The organism is Aeromonas dhakensis (genome assembly GCF_000820305.1).
Classification (GTDB): domain Bacteria; phylum Pseudomonadota; class Gammaproteobacteria; order Enterobacterales; family Aeromonadaceae; genus Aeromonas; species Aeromonas dhakensis.
Genome location: NZ_CDBH01000029.1, coordinates 89487 through 109037 on the forward strand (window position 1 = coordinate 89487; position 19551 = coordinate 109037).

General features: G+C 49.9%; 18 protein-coding genes and 1 pseudogene. 17 read left to right on the forward strand and 2 right to left on the reverse strand.

All coding sequences use genetic code 11. The features are described from left to right. Window positions 1-3: 3 nt before the first annotated feature. Both pseG and pseF read right to left on the reverse strand, forming a co-directional pair. Window positions 4-1260: a UDP-2,4-diacetamido-2,4,6-trideoxy-beta-L-altropyranose hydrolase gene (gene pseG / locus BN1143_RS06525; RefSeq protein ID WP_017779502.1), complete on the reverse strand. Its 1257-nt coding sequence runs from the start codon at window positions 1258-1260 to the stop codon at window positions 4-6. After that, window positions 1250-1945, reverse strand: coding sequence for a pseudaminic acid cytidylyltransferase (pseF, locus tag BN1143_RS06530; RefSeq protein ID WP_042050053.1), 696 nt, complete (start codon window positions 1943-1945; stop codon window positions 1250-1252). Before pseF ends, pseG begins: the two co-directional genes overlap by 11 nt. 164 nt (window positions 1946-2109) lie before the next feature. On the opposite strand from pseF, the gene BN1143_RS06535 reads away from it, so the two are divergent. From BN1143_RS06535 to BN1143_RS06590, 17 genes and pseudogenes are all read left to right on the forward strand, one after another. After that, a complete protein-coding gene (locus BN1143_RS06535; RefSeq protein ID WP_017779503.1) occupies window positions 2110-2646 on the forward strand; it encodes a GNAT family N-acetyltransferase in 537 nt (178 codons plus the stop codon). Beyond that, entirely contained in the window at window positions 2643-2876 is a 234-nt protein-coding gene (locus BN1143_RS06540; RefSeq protein ID WP_005306726.1) for an acyl carrier protein, read from the forward strand. Before BN1143_RS06535 ends, BN1143_RS06540 begins: the two co-directional genes overlap by 4 nt. Further along, window positions 2876-3625 (forward strand): SDR family NAD(P)-dependent oxidoreductase, encoded by a 750-nt coding sequence (locus BN1143_RS06545; protein ID WP_024942674.1) that lies wholly within the window; start codon window positions 2876-2878, stop codon window positions 3623-3625. Before BN1143_RS06540 ends, BN1143_RS06545 begins: the two co-directional genes overlap by 1 nt. Next, entirely contained in the window at window positions 3625-4995 is a 1371-nt protein-coding gene (locus tag BN1143_RS06550) for an AMP-binding protein (RefSeq protein WP_042050055.1), read from the forward strand. Before BN1143_RS06545 ends, BN1143_RS06550 begins: the two co-directional genes overlap by 1 nt. Next, window positions 4995-6053 carry a LuxE/PaaK family acyltransferase gene (locus BN1143_RS06555; RefSeq protein ID WP_042050057.1) on the forward strand — a complete coding sequence of 353 codons (1059 nt, stop codon included), beginning with the start codon at window positions 4995-4997 and terminating at the stop codon, window positions 6051-6053. The genes BN1143_RS06550 and BN1143_RS06555 overlap by 1 nt, the downstream gene beginning before the upstream one ends. After that, entirely contained in the window at window positions 6050-7237 is a 1188-nt protein-coding gene (locus tag BN1143_RS06560; protein ID WP_042050058.1) for an acyl-CoA reductase, read from the forward strand. Before BN1143_RS06555 ends, BN1143_RS06560 begins: the two co-directional genes overlap by 4 nt. 158 nt (window positions 7238-7395) lie before the next feature. After that, window positions 7396-8379 carry a glycosyltransferase family 2 protein gene (locus BN1143_RS06565; RefSeq protein WP_042050059.1) on the forward strand — a complete coding sequence of 328 codons (984 nt, stop codon included), beginning with the start codon at window positions 7396-7398 and terminating at the stop codon, window positions 8377-8379. Between the two features lie 44 nt (window positions 8380-8423). Next, a pseudogene (gene glf, locus BN1143_RS22880) lies at window positions 8424-9518 on the forward strand (UDP-galactopyranose mutase); the annotation flags it as partial. A 36-nt stretch (window positions 9519-9554) separates the two neighbouring features. Continuing rightward, window positions 9555-10478, forward strand: a complete 924-nt coding sequence (locus tag BN1143_RS22885; RefSeq protein ID WP_331428970.1) for a glycosyltransferase family 2 protein — start codon at window positions 9555-9557, stop codon at window positions 10476-10478. 11 nt (window positions 10479-10489) lie between these two features. Further along, window positions 10490-11956 (forward strand): glycosyltransferase, encoded by a 1467-nt coding sequence (locus tag BN1143_RS21805; RefSeq protein ID WP_197069849.1) that lies wholly within the window; start codon window positions 10490-10492, stop codon window positions 11954-11956. A gap of 1 nt (window position 11957) precedes the next feature. Next, window positions 11958-13379, forward strand: a complete 1422-nt coding sequence (locus BN1143_RS21810; protein WP_197069850.1) for a glycosyltransferase — start codon at window positions 11958-11960, stop codon at window positions 13377-13379. A gap of 8 nt (window positions 13380-13387) precedes the next feature. Beyond that, entirely contained in the window at window positions 13388-14356 is a 969-nt protein-coding gene (locus tag BN1143_RS22320; RefSeq protein WP_156141285.1) for a hypothetical protein, read from the forward strand. Further along, a complete protein-coding gene (locus BN1143_RS22325) occupies window positions 14347-14820 on the forward strand; it encodes a nucleoside-diphosphate sugar epimerase/dehydratase (RefSeq protein WP_156141286.1) in 474 nt (157 codons plus the stop codon). Before BN1143_RS22320 ends, BN1143_RS22325 begins: the two co-directional genes overlap by 10 nt. A 1-nt stretch (window position 14821) precedes the next feature. Further along, window positions 14822-15817, forward strand: a complete 996-nt coding sequence (locus tag BN1143_RS22330) for a sulfotransferase family protein (RefSeq protein ID WP_156141287.1) — start codon at window positions 14822-14824, stop codon at window positions 15815-15817. A gap of 6 nt (window positions 15818-15823) precedes the next feature. After that, on the forward strand, window positions 15824-16354 hold the full coding sequence (locus BN1143_RS21815) for an adenylyl-sulfate kinase (RefSeq protein WP_042050062.1): 531 nt from the start codon (window positions 15824-15826) through the stop codon (window positions 16352-16354). Next, window positions 16341-17129 (forward strand): class I SAM-dependent methyltransferase, encoded by a 789-nt coding sequence (locus tag BN1143_RS06585; protein ID WP_042050064.1) that lies wholly within the window; start codon window positions 16341-16343, stop codon window positions 17127-17129. Before BN1143_RS21815 ends, BN1143_RS06585 begins: the two co-directional genes overlap by 14 nt. 95 nt (window positions 17130-17224) lie before the next feature. Then, window positions 17225-19549: a PEP-utilizing enzyme gene (locus BN1143_RS06590; RefSeq protein WP_042050065.1), complete on the forward strand. Its 2325-nt coding sequence runs from the start codon at window positions 17225-17227 to the stop codon at window positions 19547-19549. Window positions 19550-19551: the final 2 nt, after the last annotated feature.

Sequence of the window (19551 nt, forward strand, 5' to 3'; positions counted from 1 at the left end):
TGTTCAGACTCCTGTGCCAAGTTGCCAGCCTTGCGGCGCCGGCTGCCAGGGGGCAGGCGGCGCTATCTGCGGTGGCTCGGCAAGATAGAGGGGAAATTGGGAGAAAATTGTCTGCAAGCGATGTGCCAGCTCTTGCCACGCCGTGGGCTGAAGTGGCTGAGTGGCCTGCCATGTCAGCCGCTGGCCGTTCAGGGTCAGGGTGAGCAGCAGTTTGCCATCATGGCGTAGTTGCCACTGTTGGCCATCTGGTAACAGCTGATAATCCGGTTGTTGCAGCAACCGGGCGGTGAGCCGATCCAGCCCCAGCCCGTCCACCTGCTGCTGGCCGCGGCGGCGGTAGTCGTCTGACTGTTGTTCAAGCCGTTGCAGGGCCTGCAGCAGCCGCTCAGGCTCGGCCAGCTCGCTCAGGGTCAGCCGCTCGGCCAGTTGGAAGCGGGCGATCACCTGGTCGTTGAACTGCTGGTTGTCGACGATGGGCACCGCCAGGGTCGGCAGGCCGAGACAGGCCCGCTCCCAGGTCATGCCGCCGGCGGCGCCGATGGCGAAGTCGTGCCGGCTCATCAGGTCGGCCATCTGGTCGCTCTGGCGCAGCAGCACCAAATCGAGGTCGGCCAGCTCGGCCACTCTCTGTTCCAGCTCGGGCCAGAAGGGATTGGCGCCACCTGCCACCAGGGTCCAGCGGATGGTGCGGGCCCAGGGCAGCCGGGCCAGGCTGTTGAGGGTGATGAGGCAGGCACCCGCCGGGTCGGCGCCGCCAAAGCAGACAAGCCCCCGTCGCCACTGACTGGCGTGTTGCCGCGCCAGCTGGCGATAGGCGGGGCGCAGCAGGGCATAGTCGGTGCCGAGCAGCAACCGGCAATCGGATGGGGTGAGCGGCTGGTAATCGGCGGCGCGGCGCAAGGGCCCCTGATCCAGCAGCAGCTGGCAGTGGTGCGGTCGGTCGGCCAGATCATCGATCACCAGCACGCGGCCGCAGTGGACCGTCAGTTTTTGTTCGATTGTGTGGTCAATCTGGTAGTGATCGAACACCAGCCAATCGGGCTGCAAGCCGGGCAGCGGGCCGGCGTCATCGAGCGCGCTCAGGGGATGATGGTGATGGGGCCGCAGCAGTGACAGCAGGTGCGCCGGCAGCTCGTGGCAGAGGAAGTGGCACTCTGCCCCGGCGGCGTGCAGCCGATCGGCGATGGCCAGGCAGCGCATCAGGTGGCCCAAGCCGATCTCGGCGCCGGCATCGAGCCGGAAGGCAACCTTAAACGTCATCTTGGGCCAGCACTTGATAGAGCAGTTCGGCCAGGTGCCAATCTTCCGGCGTGTCGATGTCGACCACCCTGTGCCTTGGCAGTATGTGGCCAATCCCTTCTCCCCCCACCGGGCTGATCCCCCCCAGCCAGGCCGCGCGGCTGCCCCAGTAGAACTGGCCGGCATCCTGATAGGCGGGCTCCAGATCCTGGGAGCGTTTCGCCATCTGCTCCGGCCAGAACGGCGTGACTCTGCCTTGCGCGTCCATGCGTACCGCCCGCTGGATCGGGAAACCGAATTCGGCCACCGTGTAGACGAAGGGGGCCTTGCTGGCGAGCAGGCGGTGGTGGGCGGCGCGCAGGTCGGCGGCCTGGATCAGTGGCACTGTGGCATAGATGCAGCAGTAGTGCTCTGCCTGGATGCCAAGCTGGTTGAGCCGCTGGATGGTGTCGATCACCACAGGGGTGGTGCCGGTATGGTCATCGGCCAGCGCGGCGCCGCGCAGGAAAGGCACCTCGGCCCCGAGGCGACGGGCCACCTCGGCGATCTCCGGGTCATCGGTGGAGACCACCACCCGACTGAAACAGCCCGAGTCTCTGGCTGCCCCGATGGCGTAGGCAATCATGGGCAGGCCGCAGAAGGGGCGGATGTTCTTGCGGGGAATGCGCTTGCTGCCGCCCCGTGCCGGGATGATGGCGATGGCCATGATGCTCTCTCCCTGAGGAGCCCGACGTGGTCGCCGAGCCGGATAATTGATGACAACTCGTTGATTATTTTTGAGATTATACCGAGTTTTCATCTTATATTATTGAGCTTTGCTACGGAATTGCCCGGTGATGGTCGATAACATGGGCAAGTGATGGGACGTCGTTGGTATTGAACATGAGTTATGGTGTCGAATTGCGCCCGCTCCAGCCCTGGGATCTGCCCACCCTGCGACGCTGGCGCAACCTGGACGAGGTGCGGTTGCAGATGGTGGAGCAGGCGCTCATCTCCCCCCGCCAGCAACGGCAGTGGTTCGTCAGCAGCCTTGAACGGGCTGACCAGCAGCACTGGGTGCTCTGGTGCCGCGGCCTGCGGGCTGGCTACGTCAATCTGAAAGGGGAGACGCGGCAATCGTTGCAGGGGCAGCCGGTGGCCGATGCCGGCCTCTATCTGGGCCGCTCCAGCGTGCGTCACCCCATGCTGGCCGTCGCCGCCGCCCTGTCACAGCTCGATCAGGGCTTCGATACCTTCGGGCTCGGCTGCATCCGCACCCTGGTGCGCACCGGCAACGACGCCGCTTTGCGCCTCAATGCACAGCTCGGCTATCGCCAACAGGGGCAACAGGGTGACTTCATCGCCCTCGAACTGCAGCCAGCCGACTATTATGCCGCCCGAGAACGGCTACGGAGATTTTTCAGATGACTACAGCGTTGGAACAGGTTTTTGCCGATGCCCTCGGCATCGACGTCGGCAGTGTCAGCGATCAGCTGGCCTACAACAGCATTCCCCAGTGGGACTCCGTCGCCCACATGGGCCTGATCGCCCAGCTGGAGGACTGCTACGGCGTGCTGCTCGATACCGATGACATCATCGACATGAGCTCGGTCGCCAAGGCGCGGGAGATCCTCGCCAAGTACGGGGTCGCCCTCTGATGCAGGGGCTGCTGCAAGGCAAGCGGGTGTTGATCACCGGTGCCGGGCGCGGCATCGGGCTCGCCATTGCCCGGCTGTTTGCCGCGCAGGGGGCCGAGCTGTGGCTGGCGGGACGCGACGAGGCGGCCATGAGCCGGCTGGCCGATGAGCTCGGCGCCGAGTTCGGCGTGCCTTGTCAGCCGCTCTGTGTCGACGTGGCACAGCCGCAGGCGGTCAAGCAGGCCTTTCAGCAGCTGTTTGCGCAGACGCGCCAGCTGGACGTGCTGGTCAACAATGCCGGCATGCTGGAAGAGGGGCTGCTCGGCATGGTCAATCAGGCCCAGCTGGAGCAGACCTTCAGTCACAACACCTTCAGCGTGGTCTATTGCAGCCAGTATGCCGCCCGCCTGATGCAGCGCAGCGGCGGCGGCAGCATCATCAACCTGGCCTCCCTGATGGGGCGGGTGGGTGCAGCCGGCCTTTGCAGCTATGCCGGCAGCAAGGCGGCGGTGATCGGCATCACCCAGTCGCTGGCCAAGGAGCTGGCCGCCAGCCGGATCCGGGTCAATGCCATTGCCCCCGGCTTCATCGACACCGAGATGGCTCACGCCATCCCGGACGACAAGTTTGCCGAGCGGCTCGCCAGCATCGCCATGGGGCGCATCGGTACGCCGGACGAGGTGGCCAAGGTGGCGCTGTTTCTCGCCTCCGACCTGGCAAGCTATGTGACCGGCCAGGTCATCGGCGTGGATGGAGGCATGACCGTCTGATGGATCACGCGCACGCACTGCTCGTCCACCTGCGGGAAGACAACCCGGCGCCGGCCTGGCGCGACCCACAAGAGGGCTGGCTCTCCTACGGCGAGCTGGCACGGCGGGTGGCGCGGCTGGCGGCCAGCTATCCGGACGAGCGCAGCCTGATCTATCTGCCCTTTTTCACCCGCACCGTCCACCTGCTGCACTATCTGGCTGCGCTCAAGCTGGGGCATGTCGTGATGCTGGCAGACCCGGCCCTCCCAGCGAGCCAGCACGATGCCAGCTGCCGGCAGTTTGGCGTGAGCTGGCGGGTCAATGATGTCGGCCAGCTGGAGCGGCTCGCCGCGGCGACGCCCGCCCTGCACCCGGCGCTGGCGGTAATGCTGCCAACCTCGGGTAGCACCGGCAGCGCCAAGTGGGTGCGGTTGTCGGGGCGCAATCTGGCGGCCAACGCCGCCTCCATCGCCGATTATCTGGCGCTGACCGCGGCCGAGCGGGCCATCACCAGCCTGCCGCTGTACTACTCCTACGGCTTGTCGGTGCTCAACAGCCATCTGCTGGTGGGCGCCTCCCTGGTGCAGCACGAGGGGAGCGTGCTGGAGCGCGACTTCTGGCAGCAGGTCGATCTGCACTGCGTGAGCAGCTTTGCCGGGGTGCCCTTTACCTATCAGATGCTGGCCCGGCTGCGCTTTGACTGGGCCCGTTACCCCTCGTTGCAGACCCTGACCCAGGCGGGCGGGCGTTTAGAGCCCGCGCTGGCGCAGCAGTTTGCCGAGCAGGCCCTGCGACTGGATCGGCGCTTCTTCGTCATGTACGGCCAGACCGAGGCCACCGCTCGCATGGCCTGGCTGGCGGCGCCCGAGGTGGCCGCTTATCCGGATGCCATCGGTCGTGCCATTCCCGGCGGCCAGTTCGCCTTGCGCGAACTGGAGGGGGGCAAGCCCGGGGAGGGGGAGCTGGTCTATCGCGGCGACAACGTCATGCTGGGTTACGCCGTTACGGCCGAGGATCTGGCGCTGGGCGCCCAGCTGCAGGAGCTGGCTACCGGCGATCTGGCCCGCTGTGACGAGGCGGGTCGCTACTACATCTGCGGCCGGCTCAGCCGTTTTCTCAAGCTGTTCGGCAAGCGGGTCAGCCTGGCGGAGGTCGAGAGCCAGCTCCATCGCTGGGGCTGGACGGGGGCCTGCGGCGGGCGTGACGACTGCCTGCTGGTGGCTGTCGAGCCCCGCGATGACTTGACGACCGACTGCTTGCAGCGCGAGCTGGCGCAGTGGCTGCAAGCCCCGCCGCGGGCGGTGCAGGTGGTACAGGTGACACAACTGCCGCGCACCGCCAATCACAAGATTGACTACGCCGCCCTGGCCAGACTGGCGGAGGAGGCGTGATGGAGCAGTTGCTGAGTGCGCCGGTCTTCGCCCTGCCCCAGGCCGCCAAACAGGCGCTGCTGCTGGCGCGACTCAACACCTTGACTGCGCACCATCAGGCACACTGCACAGCCTATGACAATGTGCTGCAAGCCTTCGGCTGGACGGCCGCGGCGACCGACTACGATGCGCTGCCCTACCTGGCAGCCCGGCTGTTCAAACTGGCCCAGTGGCAGAGCGTGCCGCAGAGCGAAGTGTTCAAGGTGCTCACCTCGTCGGGCACCACGGGCTCGCCATCACGGATCGTGCTGGACAGGGAGACCGCCGCCCTGCAGAGCAAGGTGCTGGTGAAGATCCTGCAGGAGTTTGTCGGCAAGCAGCGCCTGCCCATGCTCCTGGTAGAGCAACCCGCCCTCATCCAGAACCGCAGCGGCTTTTCGGCGCGCGGCGCGGGCGCGCTGGGGCTCTCTTTCCTCGGTCGTGACCATACCTATGCCCTCGACGAGCAGATGCGGCCCAACTGGCCCGTCATCGAGGCCTTCTGCGACAAATATGCCGGCCAGCCTGTGCTGCTGTTCGGCTTCACCTTCATGGTCTGGCAATGCCTGCTGGAGCCGCTGCGCGAGCGCGGCCTGCAACTGCCGCTGACGCAGGGCATTTTGTTTCACAGCGGCGGCTGGAAGAAGCTGCAGCACCTGGCGGTGGACAATTCCGCCTTCAAGGCCCGCTGCCGTGACCAGCTGGGGCTGGGCCGGGTGCACAACTTCTACGGCATGGTGGAGCAGGTAGGCTCCATCTTCGTCGAGTGCGAGCAGGGACACCTGCATGCTCCCGTGTTTGCCGATGTACAGGTGCGCGATCCGCTCACCCATCAGCCGCTCGGGATTGGCAGCTCAGGCCTGCTGCAGGTGCTCTCCACCATTCCCGGCAGTTATCCTGGCCACAGCCTGCTGAGCGAGGATCTCGGCGTGCTGCTGGGGGAGGATGACTGCCCTTGTGGCCGCCATGGCCGTTATTTTCACGTAGTGGGACGCCAGCACGGCGCCGAGGTGAGGGGATGCAGCGACACCTTCCAATGACCCTGTCCGGGGCGACCACCGGGCCCTGGCAGGAGGGGCCGGCGGTCAGCTTCGTGGCCCCGACGGCGGGCTGGCAAACTTTCTGCCCGCAGCCGCTGCCCTGCTTTGCCCCCGTCATCTGCGATTTCGTGGCGGCGCTGTCGGCCCGCCTGCAGCAGGAGGGGCGTCGTCATCCCGATCTGGCCGCATTCGGTTTCTGGCTGCGGCCCCGCCAGCTGGCCAGAGAACAGCAGCGTTTGCAGGGACGGGGGCCGCTGGGGGTCACCTTTCACCTGGTGCCCTCCAACGTGCCGACGGTGGCTTTCTACTCCTGGTTGATGGCCCTGTTGATGGGCAACCCCTGCGTAGTGCGGCTGTCGTCACGCCGCGATCCGCAGCAGGAGGCCATGCTGGCGATCCTCAACGAACTGTTCAGCCTCGGTGAATGGCAAGAGATTGCCGCCCGTACCCGCTTCATTCGCTATGATCACGACGAGGGCATCACCGCCTGGCTGTCGGCGCGCTGCCGGCTGCGCATCATCTGGGGCGGCGACGAGACCATTCGCCAGGTGCGGGCCATTCCCCTGGCGCCGGCGGCGCAGGAGGTGGTGTTTCCGGATCGCCGCTCGATGGCGGTGCTCGACAGCCGCTGGCTGGCCGGGCTGGATCCGCAAGAGTGGCAACGGACGCTGGCTGCCTTGCAGCAGGACTGCACCCGTTTCAACCAGCAGGCCTGCGCCTCGCCAACCACCCTCTGCTGGCTGGGTGAACCCGACGAGGGACTGCGCCGCCGCTTGCTGGAAGCCCTGTTTGCTCCCTTTGCCGCCGATCCCGCCCTGGCGATGGAACGATTCATCCACAGTCAACAAAATGCCGCCGAGCAGGGGGCAATGAAGGTGACCAGCTTGCCCGGCGTCACCTTATTGACTCCGGCGAGCGCGCTGCGGCTCGCACACGTCGGAGGAGGTACAGTTGCCGAATTTGTGGCCGATACCCTGAATGAGCTGCTGGCACAGCCCTGGGACATGCAGACCTGCGTCTGGGTCGGCGGTGACAGGGGCGGGGTCGAAGCGGCGCTGCCGACTGCCCCCACCTGCCGGATTGACCGGGTGGTGGCACCGGGACAAGCGCTCGCATTCGAATGGAACTGGGATGGCATCGACATGCTGCAACTGTGCAGCCGTGGCCTCAGCCGACGTGAATAATCAGGTGTGGCTCACATAAATCCAGCAGCTTCAATGGATTAGCTTGGTCAGGCATACCTCTTGCAGTAAAACCTGACAGAGAGGGAGAAGGGTTGACAGGGACCGTGCGGTAGCCTTGCCCATTTTCTTCCATCCGCTTCTTTTCTATTCATTTTCCCTTGGATTTCCCTATGAAAGTCAGCGTATTGGTGCCCGTCTACAATCTGGCGCGCTTCATCGAACCCTGCCTGCTCAGCCTGCTCGAACAGCAGACGGATTTCGAGTTCGAGGTGATCGCCATCGATGACGGCTCGAGTGATGACTCCTGGTCCATCATGCAACGGCTGGCACAGCAGTGGCCGGCCCTGCGGGCCCTGCAAAACGAACAGAACATGGGGCTGGCCAGAACCCAGAAGCGGCTGCTTGGTGAAGCAAAAGGGGCCTACCTTGCCTATGTGGATGGCGACGACCTGGCTTTGCCGGGCAAGCTGCAGCGTCAGGCCGACTATCTGGACGCGCACCCCGGCTGCACGCTTTGCTATCACGAGGCGGAGATGTTTGATGATGAGACCGATGCGCGCATCAAGCTCTTCACTCGTGATTACTACAACGCCCGTTACCTCGAACCCGTGATGACGCGGGAGGCGCTGATCCGCTTCGGAGTCTTCGTCAATGCCAGCTCCATCATGTTCCGCCGCTATGACGGCATGGCCGATGCCATCGATGAAGGGTGCAAGATCATTCTCGATTATCCCTGGCACATCCTGAATCTCTCCCTCAATCCGGGCACCCTGGATTTCATCCCCGAGCTGCTGGGGCGTTATCGCTTCCATACCCAGAGCTTCGGCGGGCAGACCCGCAAATCCGCAGAGCGGCGTGAGCAGTCGCTGCGCGACCTGCTGCGCGCCTGTGACAATGCGGCTGCATTCGGTGCAGACCCGGTGGTCATTGCCCAGGGGCGTGCCCATCACTACTACTCTGCCGCGCTCTACTTTTTGCGGCAGGATGATGTCGCCCGTTTTACTCAGCTCATCGAGCTGTCGGCGGCAGAGGTTGCGGAGCTGGCACCCGGCTGGTTCTTCGACGAGCGCCATCAACTGGCGTGGACGCAGCGGGCCCATCCCGCCCGGGTCGTGCAACAACTGTTTGGAGAAGCGGCGTGAGTTATCAGGCAATCGTCATTGGCGCCGGGCTCTCCGGTGCCGTTATGGCTGAACGAATGGCCAGCCAGCTTGGCTGGAAGGTACTGGTGCTGGAACAGCGCGACCACATCGGGGGCAACTGTTTCGACGAGTATGACGAGCATGGCGTGCTGATCCATCGCTATGGGCCGCACCTCTTCCATACCGACAGCAAGGAGGTGTGGGATTACCTGTCGCAGTTTACCGAGTGGTTGCCTTACGAGCATCGCGTGCTGTCACGTATCGACGGGCAGTTGGTGCCTATCCCGTTCAACCTGACCAGCATCGAGCGCTGTTTCCCCGCCGACAAGGCCGGCGCCATGATTGAGGCCCTGCGCACCCGGTTCGGGGATAACGCCAGAGTACCGATTCTCGAACTGCGCAAGGAGCAGGATCCCCTGCTGGGCGAACTGGCGGATTTCATCTATCAGAAGGCCTTCGTCAACTACACCAGCAAACAGTGGGGGGTACCGCCCGAGCAGATCTCCCCCGAGGTGACGGCGCGGGTACCCGTGGTGGTCAGTCGGGATGATCGCTACTTTACCGACTCCTGGCAGGCGGTGCCGGCCGCAGGCTATACCTCCATGTTTGAGCGCATGCTCGCGCACCCGCTGATTGAAGTGAGGCTGTCGACCCCCATGGCACAGCATGTCAGGCTGGACTGGCAGCATAAGCAGGTGCTGCTGGATGGTGAGCCATTTGACGGCCCCTTGATCTATACCGGGATGCTGGATCATCTGCTGCCGGCAGAGGGGAATTACCTGCCATACCGCTCACTGCGTTTTGAGCATCGCCATCTGGCGCAGGAACAATTTCAACCGGTTACCACCGTCAATTATCCGAATGAAGAAGCCTTCACGCGGATCACCGAGTTCAAGCATTTCAGTGGGCAGGTACATCCCGGTACCAGCATCGTTTACGAATATCCCTGTGACTATCAGCCGGAACAGGGTCTCGAACCTTATTACCCGCTATTTACCGATGCAGCCAAACAGCATTATCAAGCGTGCCGTGATGAGTTGAGCAATTTCCCACAGCTGATCGCCCTAGGACGCCTTGCCGAGTATCGCTATTTTGATATGGATGATGCAGTTATAAATGCTCTATTGTATTTTGATAAAATACGGAATATTCGGTTGCCATTAGTATCAGTGGTTATGCCCGTCTACAATTGCGAAGAGTTTGTTGGAGAGGCTGTCAATAGTATTCTTTCTCAAACCTTTAGAGATTTCGAATTCATTATCATAGATGATGGGTCAACAGATAATACACACCACATCCTACAAGCTCTTTCCAAACAAGATCAGCGAATAAGACTATATCGTCAGAGCAATAAAGGTCTGGTATATAGTTTGAATAAAGCTATTAAGCTTGCACGAGGGACTTTTATCGCTCGGATGGATGCTGATGATATCTCTATAAAAGATAGATTCGAACTGCAAGTTGAATTTATGAAGAGCAATCCTGATGTATATATATTAGGAGGGTGGGCTAAGCTTTTCGGTGAGATAAATGAAGTATGGCATCACAGACAAGATGACAATTTCATAAAAAATCTTCTTATGTTTAGAACATCTGGTTTTCAGCATTCGTCGGTGTTAATTAGAAAGTCTGTGTTTGATAAATATGAATATGAGTCTCAGTGGCCTCATATTGAGGATGCAGCCCTTTGGTGCAAAATAGCGGCCAATGAGAAATGGAAGTTTCACAACCTGAGATGTATTCTTGTTTACTACAGGACACATCACCAACAGGTAAGCGAGATATATCGAGAAGTACAGTCAACAGGCTTCACCAAAATGACTGAACTATATGTTAATCAGCTTGGTGGAAATATTGGCTCTCTTGCTCTATGGCGTAAAATAATTGAATTATCCTCAATGGATACGTCGGAAGTGGTAGCCGCTGGCTCGATTTTAACTGATATCAGGACAGAGCTAAAACTGCCTGATGAGTTTTTCGTAATTGAAGAGCGATGGTTAAAAATTTGCTTGGTAAACCAGGTGTCACACCACCTTTATAAAAGCCATGGGCCATGTCGAGATGATTTTGTATTCTTGGCAGAGTCGCAGCTAGCTTGATGGACATAAAAATGAAGAAAGTGATTGTCTTTGGTGCTGGTGGGTTGTTTAGAGTATTTCTTCCATTCATAAAATCCAGGTATCAACTGGCGGCTATTTCAGACAACGATACAACGCGACATGGACAATTTGTTGATGGGGTTAGGATTGTATCGCCTTCGGATATTATATGTTTGGATTTTGAACTTGTTATTGTCGCGAGCATGTATTTTGAAGAGATAAAAGAAAAGCTAATTTCTCTTGGTATAAATAATAATTCTATCGTAAATATATATGTTGATCTTTTGATTCGTGAAAGTGTTGCTAATTATTTGAATGAGCATGATGAGTTCCTCATAGCCGTAAATAAAATAGCATCTCTTTCATTAACAAAGAAGAGATTGATAGTGATGAACTCTTTAGGGAATGGTGGGGCTGAAAGAGCATTATTAAACTTATGTCGCAGAATTGAAGAGAAAGAAAAAATATTTCTGATTGTCATTGAAGGAGGTGGAGAGTATTTTGATGCGCTTAGCCATATTCTTCCCGTAGTAGAGATCTTTTCATCTACCGAAAACAGGCTGCTATCTCGTTGTTTTTTTATGCATTTTTCCGCCAATGACATATGTGCTCGATTATTCGGCCAAAATGAATACGATATTGCTATTGCATATATTGAAGGACTTTCTACTTATCTTGTCTCAGGAATAAATAGCAACGATAAAGTCGCTTGTGTACATGCGAATCTATTTTCTCATCATATTAGTGCCCCTTATTACGCATCATTGAAAGCAGAGTATGATGCTTATGCTAATATGGACCGGCTTATCTTTGTATCTAATTCTGTCAAGAATGGGTTTAATGAGAGAATAGGATTGAGGGACTATGAGTCAAACGTAATAGGAAATATCTTTGATGTTGAGGTTATCACTAATAACTCCAACATGGAGAATGACTCTCAAATACTATATCCATATATCGTTGCTGTTGGGAGACTAGTTGAAGTTAAAGGGTTCGATAAGTTGATTCGAGCCTTCACCAAGATTAAAAAAAATGGTCAGGAAGATCTCAAGCTGGTTATTATAGGGGATGGTCCCCTAAAGTCAGCTCTGGATGACCTGATATATACATTGGGAATGAAAGAGCATATTATTTTATTAGGAAAGAAAGAGAATCCCTATCCATATATTAAATCTGCTCAATGTTTAGTATCGTCCTCAGTTAGTGAGGGACACCCACTGTCCATTGGCGAGGCTATAATCCTCGGTACACCGATCATTGCAACTTGTTGTGAAGGAAATGTAGGGCTGCTAGCACATGGCCGTTATGGTTATCTATGTGAAAATGATGAGGATGGCTTAGCGTCAGCACTCTATAGTTTAAGTGTCATACCGATGTATTATGCAACCTTGATTTTTAAATCAACAGATGGTCAGAACAGCCTGTCTGGGAAAAATGAAATTAATCAATGGAATGAGATGTTATCAGGGGAAAGATAGTATGAGGAAAAGAATTATCATATTTGGCTTAGGCAGTTTGTATAAACGAGCGATTATTTATATCAAAGATCTGTATGAAATAGTTGCGTTAACAGATAACAATCAGTCTCTGCATGGCACCATATTTGACGGAGTTTTGGTAATTCCTCCCTCTGAAATTTCATCAAAGAAATGTGATGGCATTATCGTCCTCAGTTCATTCTACAAAGAAATACATAAACAGATAATTAGCTTTGGTATTGATTCCACACTTATCAACAACGGTTTAAGTATTCTTGTGGATGTATTCAGACCTCTACTTGAAAGCTCCTTGATTAATAAAGATGAAAACATGAATGACACCGAAAGCAACGTGTCATTTTTTATCGATACATTGGGCAATGGTGGCGCTGAAAAAGCTTTAGTTGATCTTACAAAGATGCTTTCAAATGAAAAGATTTCAGCATCTATAGTGGTTACTTTTAATATCGGGGATTACTTCAGTTCGATCCCTAGCCGATTTCCAATAAGAACACTATTTGATTATAAAGATAAAGAGTTGATCGATCTTATTTTTACATTAGTTGAATGGCAAGTCATAAGAAAGATAGTCAAAATTCATGATAGTCGGATTGAAGTATCCTTCCTTGATGGGATTAGCTCATGCCTTGTTGTCGCTGGCAGTGCAGGTAAAAAAATTGGGTGGGTGCATTCAGATTTATCTTATTATCTAGATAATGAGCAGAAAAAGAAAGAGGCATCAGCTTTATATTCATTGTTCACCGATGTTGTCTTTGTGACAGAAAATTCTAAAGTAGCATGGGAAAAGTTATTCCCTGATAATTCAAGTATTAAAAAACACGTAATTTACAATCTGGTAAGTGTACAAGATATTACAGCTCATAAAGGAAATAATAGTCTAACATTTGATAAGTTGACATTTATTTCTGTAGGGCGCCTTGATTATGTAAAAGGTTTTGATTTACTGATAGAGATTTGTCACAGATTAAATAATGAAGGTTATGATAATTATCAACTTATTATTATCGGAGAGGGAGGTGATAGACCTCATCTTGTGAAGAAAATAGAAGAGCTTCATATACCAAATATTAGTCTTTTAGGGCATCTCGCATATCCATATCAGTATATTGAGGCTGCGGACTTTGTTATCTCATCGTCCCGAGCAGAAGGTTTTTCTCTGGTTATTCTCGAAGCTCTCTTACTCGGCACCCCAGTGATTGCGACAAAAACAGCAGGCTCTATGGAGCTGATAGCTCGTTTAGGGGGAGGGGTACTAGTGGACAATAATATTGAAGCTCTTTATTCTGCCATGAAGAACGCATGTGAAGGAGACCTAGGTGCCCTCCCTCCTACTAGAGAGAGCTTCGAAGATATATACAAGGAAACATGTGATGAAATAATCAGCACCTTAGGTGTTAGGTGAGGGAACGGATGTATTTTGATGTCACAATTATCACGACGTATCGGGTGGGTACTGATTCACTTTGCAAATACATATCAAAACACCATGATATATACTGCCCTGGTTTTTATGGAATGGGATTTAGAGCCAATCTTTATTCAAAGAAAACCTTTGCAGAAATAATCGCATGTAAACGAAAAGTTTTTATGTGGCATGATGGATATACTGACATTTTATATAATGGTAAAATTCCAATTCTTCCAAAATACTTAATCCATCCGATAAGACACCCATACGAACAAGCAATTGCCTGTTATAATGCCTCTCTACAAAACGCTATTTTAAATAATATTGAAAATAATATTTTAAATGTTGAGGACTACTTAATTCAACATGGTAAATATATATTTGGGAACTCGTTACACCATGTAAATCATCATTCTAATTTTGATTGCGTTAAAATAATTGACTTCTCAGGTTTATCTAGTGGCAATATTAATCGCACTATGAATGATATATATCGGTGGTTAGGGGTTGATACGTGTGCAAACTTTGAGAATGATAGTGCTTTTCATAAGTCAGAAGTCGACTTTTACCTAGAAAAACTCCCTTTAAGAGTAGAGGCAATAAACTTAAGTTGGAACTTTTATTTTATTAGAGAAAATGTTGAAACACCAAATAACTTATATCCTATTGGTATTATAGAATGTAGTGATTTTGGCACTCTAAAAGTATGTCTTATGAAAGATGAGCTGCACACTAATAGATTTGGATATTCCAATATCATGGCTGATGATGTTGCTCATATTATTAGAGATCACTTTTCTAATTGGTTGTACTTATTGCAGGAAAAGATTATGGCGTTTAGCCAGTATAAAATTAGTTCACTACCCACAAATGTTATTAATTTGATAAATAAAGAAAGTTTTTTTGACTATCAAAAAATATTGAAAAATAACCCTGAGATTGAACAGTTATGGAGGGATAAATGGATGTAAAAATTGATTTCGATTTTGAAGCCGTATACAAAACATTAGAGCTAGATGGAGAACAAGATAAGTGCTCGTTTCTCTTTATTGCAAAGTTAAATCAGCTATTAAATGTCCTACATATGTCACATGGTTCTCCAGTATTTATATTTGGATTGGGAGCTGGAGGCCGAGCCCTAGTTAGATCTGGATTTTTTAACTCTTTATTAAGTGGGATTATAGATAATGATAGCAGTAAATGGGGGAGTAATTATAATGGTGTAAATATATTTTCTCCTGAAGTGTTGGAGGATGAGAATAACGCTGTGGTGCTTATTGCAAGCGATTGGCTCAATGATATTAAACAACAGCTTATTCAGTATGGGGTGAAAGAGAACCACATAATTAATGTAGTTCCTTTATATACTGCCTACCAGTGGTTATTGGATACATCACCAATCGAATATTATATATCTTCTTGTGAGGGATTATAGTATGGAGGATGATTTACAAGCTGATAAATATGATCTCTTTGTTCTTTCCTTGGCAAGATGTGGAACGAATTTTATATCAAGATGTTTGGATTCGCACCCAGACATAAATCCATTAGGATATACAAGGAATGAAATAATAACACGTCATAATAGAGTTGATATATTTAGAAAAAATAGGCTTTCATATTATCACCTACATGTAGTGAATAATTTATGCTATTGGGAAAAAATAAAGAAAATTATAACCCGTAAGTTCTTTCTCTACTCTGTCAGAAACCCTCTTGATTTAGCTTTATCATATTATAATTTTTGTATATTGCAGCATCATTTTGGATATAGAAAGATAAAGCCTATAGCTGATGAGATATTATTGCACAGAGATTTTATTATTAGACAAAACACTATATCTATCGGGATGAGTTTGGAACGTGAATTTAGTTATTCGAAGTGTATTGCTTTCTCTTCGTTAAAACTAGAACAAGCACAAAAAACAATGAATGACATATCATCATGGTTAAATATTAAAGAACATGATATTAAAGATATATCGGCGAAGGCTGAGTCATCTTTATCTATTGTTTTGTCATATATCCCAATGAACTTAGAAATAAATGGAAAATTAATCCAGATCTATTTCTCTGAATTATCTGAGGGGCCCGCCACAAGTGGATTGCCAAAGCATATCTTCAGGGAGTACATTAAGTTTGTTACTTTAGAGAGCGTAAGCTTTGGAAAAATACACGGATTTATAGACAGGGAGTTTTTGTGGAGTTTAGGTAATTTTAGCTCTGTTGATGAATGCATGGATGAGTTATTTTTTAAGGTAAACGCTGAGTCTATGAGATGGCTGGAAGGGGCTCTAAATATAGTGCATGCTGCACGAAATGAGTATTTAGATAGAATTCCTAAAAATATAGAAAAGAAGATATCATCCTATTACAAACCTTATATAAAACAGCTATCTATACGTCACCCAAATGTTATAGAAGAATGGTAGTGAAAAATGGTTATATGGATCACAGGTCTTTCCGGTGCTGGAAAAACAACGGTTGCAAAGCATTTGGCATCCATGCTTAGAAATCAAGGAGAATATGTCGTTCACTTGGATGGTGATGAGCTTAGGAATTTATTTTTTACAGATGTTAAAGGTGACCCTCATTCACCTGAAAATAGATTAAGAATTGCATATAAATACTCTGCTTTGTGTTCCCTTCTGTCTAAGCAGGGTATTATTGTCATAATATCTACAATATCACTATTTAACGAGATTCACCAATGGAACCGAGATAATATAAAGGGTTATTATGAAGTGTACTTAGATGTCCCTTTACATATTCTTGTCTCAAGGAATCAAAAAGGGCTCTATAATGATTATGCTGCTGGTAATATAGATAATATCTGTGGGCTTGATATCAAAAGTGAATTTCCAAAGCATCCAGATTTAAAGATAGAATACTCAGAAAAAATTAATGCAGAAGAAAATGCTGAACATATATACAATAAATTAAAGGAAGTGATAAATGAATGTAAATAAAGGTGACTTTACTGGTCTGGCTGAAAGATATTCAAAAAATCGACCTGATTATAGTGCTTCTGTATTAAGAGCCCTACTGTCTCTTGTTGATAAGCCCGTGCATGAGATCGATTTTGTTGATGTTGGTGCTGGCACTGGAATTTGGACTCGAATGGTCAGGGAGGCTGGCGTTAAGAGTGTTATTGCTGTTGAGCCTAATGATGATATGAGAAGATTTGGTATTTCTGATACATCTAATGATACTAAGTTTCCCGATGTTATATGGAAGCCTGGCTCTGGTGAAAATACGGGGTTATTATCCGAAAGTTGTGACTTGATTTCGATGGCATCATCATTTCACTGGGCTGATTTTGATAAGGCGACGCAAGAATTTCATCGAATATTAAAAGACAATGGTCGATTTGTTGCATTATGGAATCCTCGCCTGATAGAAACCAATCCACTTTTAGTTGAAATAGAGAACCATTTAACTTTCTTAAAAAGTGATATAAATAGAGTATCATCTGGACGATCAGGTATTACTGATATTTTAACAAAAAAATTAAACGACAGCCCATACTTTGATGATGTGATATACATAGAAGGGCGTCACTCTGTATACATGACACCAGAGCGTTATTTAGGGGCATGGCATTCAGTTAATGATCTTCAGGCTCAACTTGGTCGCAAGCTGTTTGATGATTTTATTAATTTCGTTGAGTCTAAGGTTAAAGGACTGGATTTTATTGAAGCTGAGTACTTAACAAGAGCCTGGTCTGCCAGAAAAGCCATCTAAATAATCATCATTAATAATAATTTACATGGCTTAGTTAAAATAAAATCAACGGTCACTGTTTAGATACCGTGGCCTTTTATTATATATGGTGACTAATGATGCTTAAATTTGGTACTAAAGCGGAAACACTGGCTACCTTAAATGGGGTCAGACTAAGTGCAAGCATTCCATTTTCTATATATTTTACTTATGGGGAGTGGATTGAGAATCACCATACTATCATAAGGTCAGTACACGATAACATTCCTGGTCGATTAATTGTAAGATCCAGTTGTTTGGCAGAAGATAACCATTTTCATTCTAATGCAGGGGCATTTCTCTCTGTTGCGAATGTCGAAATTGACTGTTTGGCATCAGCTGTCTCCCAAGTCTTTTCATCGTATGGCGATCACCATGACGACAATGAACAGGTGTTAATACAGCCAATGCTGGAGCATGTTGTCTTGTCCGGTGTCGCGTTCAGTCACGATCCAAGTACTTGCTCTCCTTATAGAGTTATTAATTGGCATGAAGGTAATGACACTGCTTTTATTACATCAGGATGTGGAGGGAGAATATGGGTCTCATCCAGCCATGTCTCTTCAAATAAAATTGAAAATCCTTATATATCACAAGTTATAAAATTGATTGATGAGCTTTTGATATATTTTGGAGGGACGCCTGTCGATTGTGAGTTTGCTTTTACAAAATCAGGTGACCGTTTGACACTGTGGTTATTACAAGCCAGGCCTCTCATATTGAAAGTTCAACCTGACTCGGATAAAGAGCATCATAATAAATTAAGGCAAATTGCAGATAAAGTGGAATTGGGCATGTGTGAACACCCATTTCTGATGGGAAAGAGGACGGTTTACGGTGTGATGCCTGATTGGAATCCTGCTGAAATAATTGGGTTAAGACCAAAGCCACTGGCTTTATCACTATATCGTGAACTTATAACAGATAGCACATGGGCCTATCAACGAAATAACTACGGCTATCGTAATCTTAGAAGCTTTCCTTTGATGCTACATTTTTATGGTATGCCGTATATTGATGTTCGCATATCATTCAACTCATTCATTCCTGCCCACTTGCCAGATAATGTTGCCGGAAAATTGGTCGATGCTTATATAGACAGATTACTTGAGAAACCTTATTTACATGATAAGGTGGAATTCGAGATAGTTTACTCATGCTATACACTTGACCTTCATGAGCGACTGCAGTCATTGAAGAATGAAGGTTTCTCTGAGCGTGAGATAGCGAGTATTACTGAGCATCTCAAAAAATTGACCAACAAGATTATTGATCCGGAGTTGGGGCTTTGGAAAGAGGATGCAAGCAAGCTTGATATTCTTAAAGAGAGAAGAGAAATACTTCTGCAATCAAGCATTGGTACATTAGATACAATTTACTGGTTAATCGAAGATACCAAGCGTTATGGAACTTTACCTTTTGCGGGATTGGCACGTGCCGGTTTTATTGCAGTGCAATTTCTAAAGTCTCTGGTTAGAGTCGGTGTGTTTACTCAACATGATTATGATGCTTTTATGAATAGCTTGACTACAGTTAGTGGTCAGTTATCCCATGATAGAGCCATTTTAAGCAAGGAGCTTTTTTTAAATAAATATGGGCACTTACGCCCTGGAACATATGATATAGAATCCCCCCGTTATGATGAGGCCCCAGATTTGTATTTTGATTGGAGCTCTTCCTCATCAAGTTCGACAGCAATAAATCCCCCTTTTTCGCTGACCATTAATCAGATGAAGGCGATCTCTGAGTTGCTTAAAGAGCATGGGTTAAAATCGGATGTAGTGGGCTTGTTTGATTTTTTGGAGTCAGGAATTGAGCTAAGAGAATGGTCTAAATTTGAGTTTACGAGGAATTTATCTGATATTCTTGCGTTAGTAGGTTCCTACGGTGAGTCTTTAGGCTTTAGTCAAGATGAAATGTCATATTGTGATATTGCTGTCTTCAAGGAGTTGCAAGTCGGAGCTATGAATCCAGTCGATTCCATTAGACGCTCTATTGATGTAGGAATGAGCAGATATAAAGACAGTTTGAAAATAATTCTGCCTCCCGTGATTACATCACCGAATGATGTTTGGGGATTCGAATTGTCCGAAGCAAATCCTAATTTTATCACCCAAGGGATGACGACTGGACATGTGGTAACTGATTCCAATAGAGATAACTTCAGTGGAGCAATTATATTTATTCAGAGTGCAGACCCTGGCTATGACTGGATATTTTCATATCCGATAGCAGGTTTGGTTACCGCCTGGGGGGGGGCAAACTCTCATATGGCTATTCGTGCTGGTGAGCTGGGTATTCCTGCAGTGATTGGTGCCGGTGAGGTTCTGTTTAAAAAATGGTCATCATTCAGCAGAATAACAATCAATTGTGCTGCTAAGAAAGTTGATATATTGAGTTGAAC

What these genes read in the sequence shown, in the direction of transcription:
- BN1143_RS22320 (WP_156141285.1), top strand. Translation starts at nt 13,388, where the DNA reads ATGTATTTTGATGTCACAATTATCACGACGTATCGGGTGGGTACTGAT.
- BN1143_RS22330 (WP_156141287.1), top strand. Translation starts at nt 14,822, where the DNA reads ATGGAGGATGATTTACAAGCTGATAAATATGATCTCTTTGTTCTTTCC.
- BN1143_RS21815 (WP_042050062.1), top strand. Translation starts at nt 15,824, where the DNA reads ATGGTTATATGGATCACAGGTCTTTCCGGTGCTGGAAAAACAACGGTT.
- BN1143_RS06545 (WP_024942674.1), top strand. Translation starts at nt 2,876, where the DNA reads ATGCAGGGGCTGCTGCAAGGCAAGCGGGTGTTGATCACCGGTGCCGGG.
- BN1143_RS06550 (WP_042050055.1), top strand. Translation starts at nt 3,625, where the DNA reads ATGGATCACGCGCACGCACTGCTCGTCCACCTGCGGGAAGACAACCCG.
- BN1143_RS22885 (WP_331428970.1), top strand. Translation starts at nt 9,555, where the DNA reads ATGCCCGTCTACAATTGCGAAGAGTTTGTTGGAGAGGCTGTCAATAGT.
- pseF (WP_042050053.1), bottom strand. Translation starts at nt 1,945, where the DNA reads ATGGCCATCGCCATCATCCCGGCACGGGGCGGCAGCAAGCGCATTCCC.
- BN1143_RS06555 (WP_042050057.1), top strand. Translation starts at nt 4,995, where the DNA reads ATGGAGCAGTTGCTGAGTGCGCCGGTCTTCGCCCTGCCCCAGGCCGCC.
- BN1143_RS06585 (WP_042050064.1), top strand. Translation starts at nt 16,341, where the DNA reads ATGAATGTAAATAAAGGTGACTTTACTGGTCTGGCTGAAAGATATTCA.
- pseG (WP_017779502.1), bottom strand. Translation starts at nt 1,260, where the DNA reads ATGACGTTTAAGGTTGCCTTCCGGCTCGATGCCGGCGCCGAGATCGGC.
- BN1143_RS22325 (WP_156141286.1), top strand. Translation starts at nt 14,347, where the DNA reads ATGGATGTAAAAATTGATTTCGATTTTGAAGCCGTATACAAAACATTA.
- BN1143_RS21810 (WP_197069850.1), top strand. Translation starts at nt 11,958, where the DNA reads ATGAGGAAAAGAATTATCATATTTGGCTTAGGCAGTTTGTATAAACGA.
- BN1143_RS06560 (WP_042050058.1), top strand. Translation starts at nt 6,050, where the DNA reads ATGACCCTGTCCGGGGCGACCACCGGGCCCTGGCAGGAGGGGCCGGCG.
- BN1143_RS06590 (WP_042050065.1), top strand. Translation starts at nt 17,225, where the DNA reads ATGATGCTTAAATTTGGTACTAAAGCGGAAACACTGGCTACCTTAAAT.
- BN1143_RS21805 (WP_197069849.1), top strand. Translation starts at nt 10,490, where the DNA reads ATGAAGAAAGTGATTGTCTTTGGTGCTGGTGGGTTGTTTAGAGTATTT.
- BN1143_RS06540 (WP_005306726.1), top strand. Translation starts at nt 2,643, where the DNA reads ATGACTACAGCGTTGGAACAGGTTTTTGCCGATGCCCTCGGCATCGAC.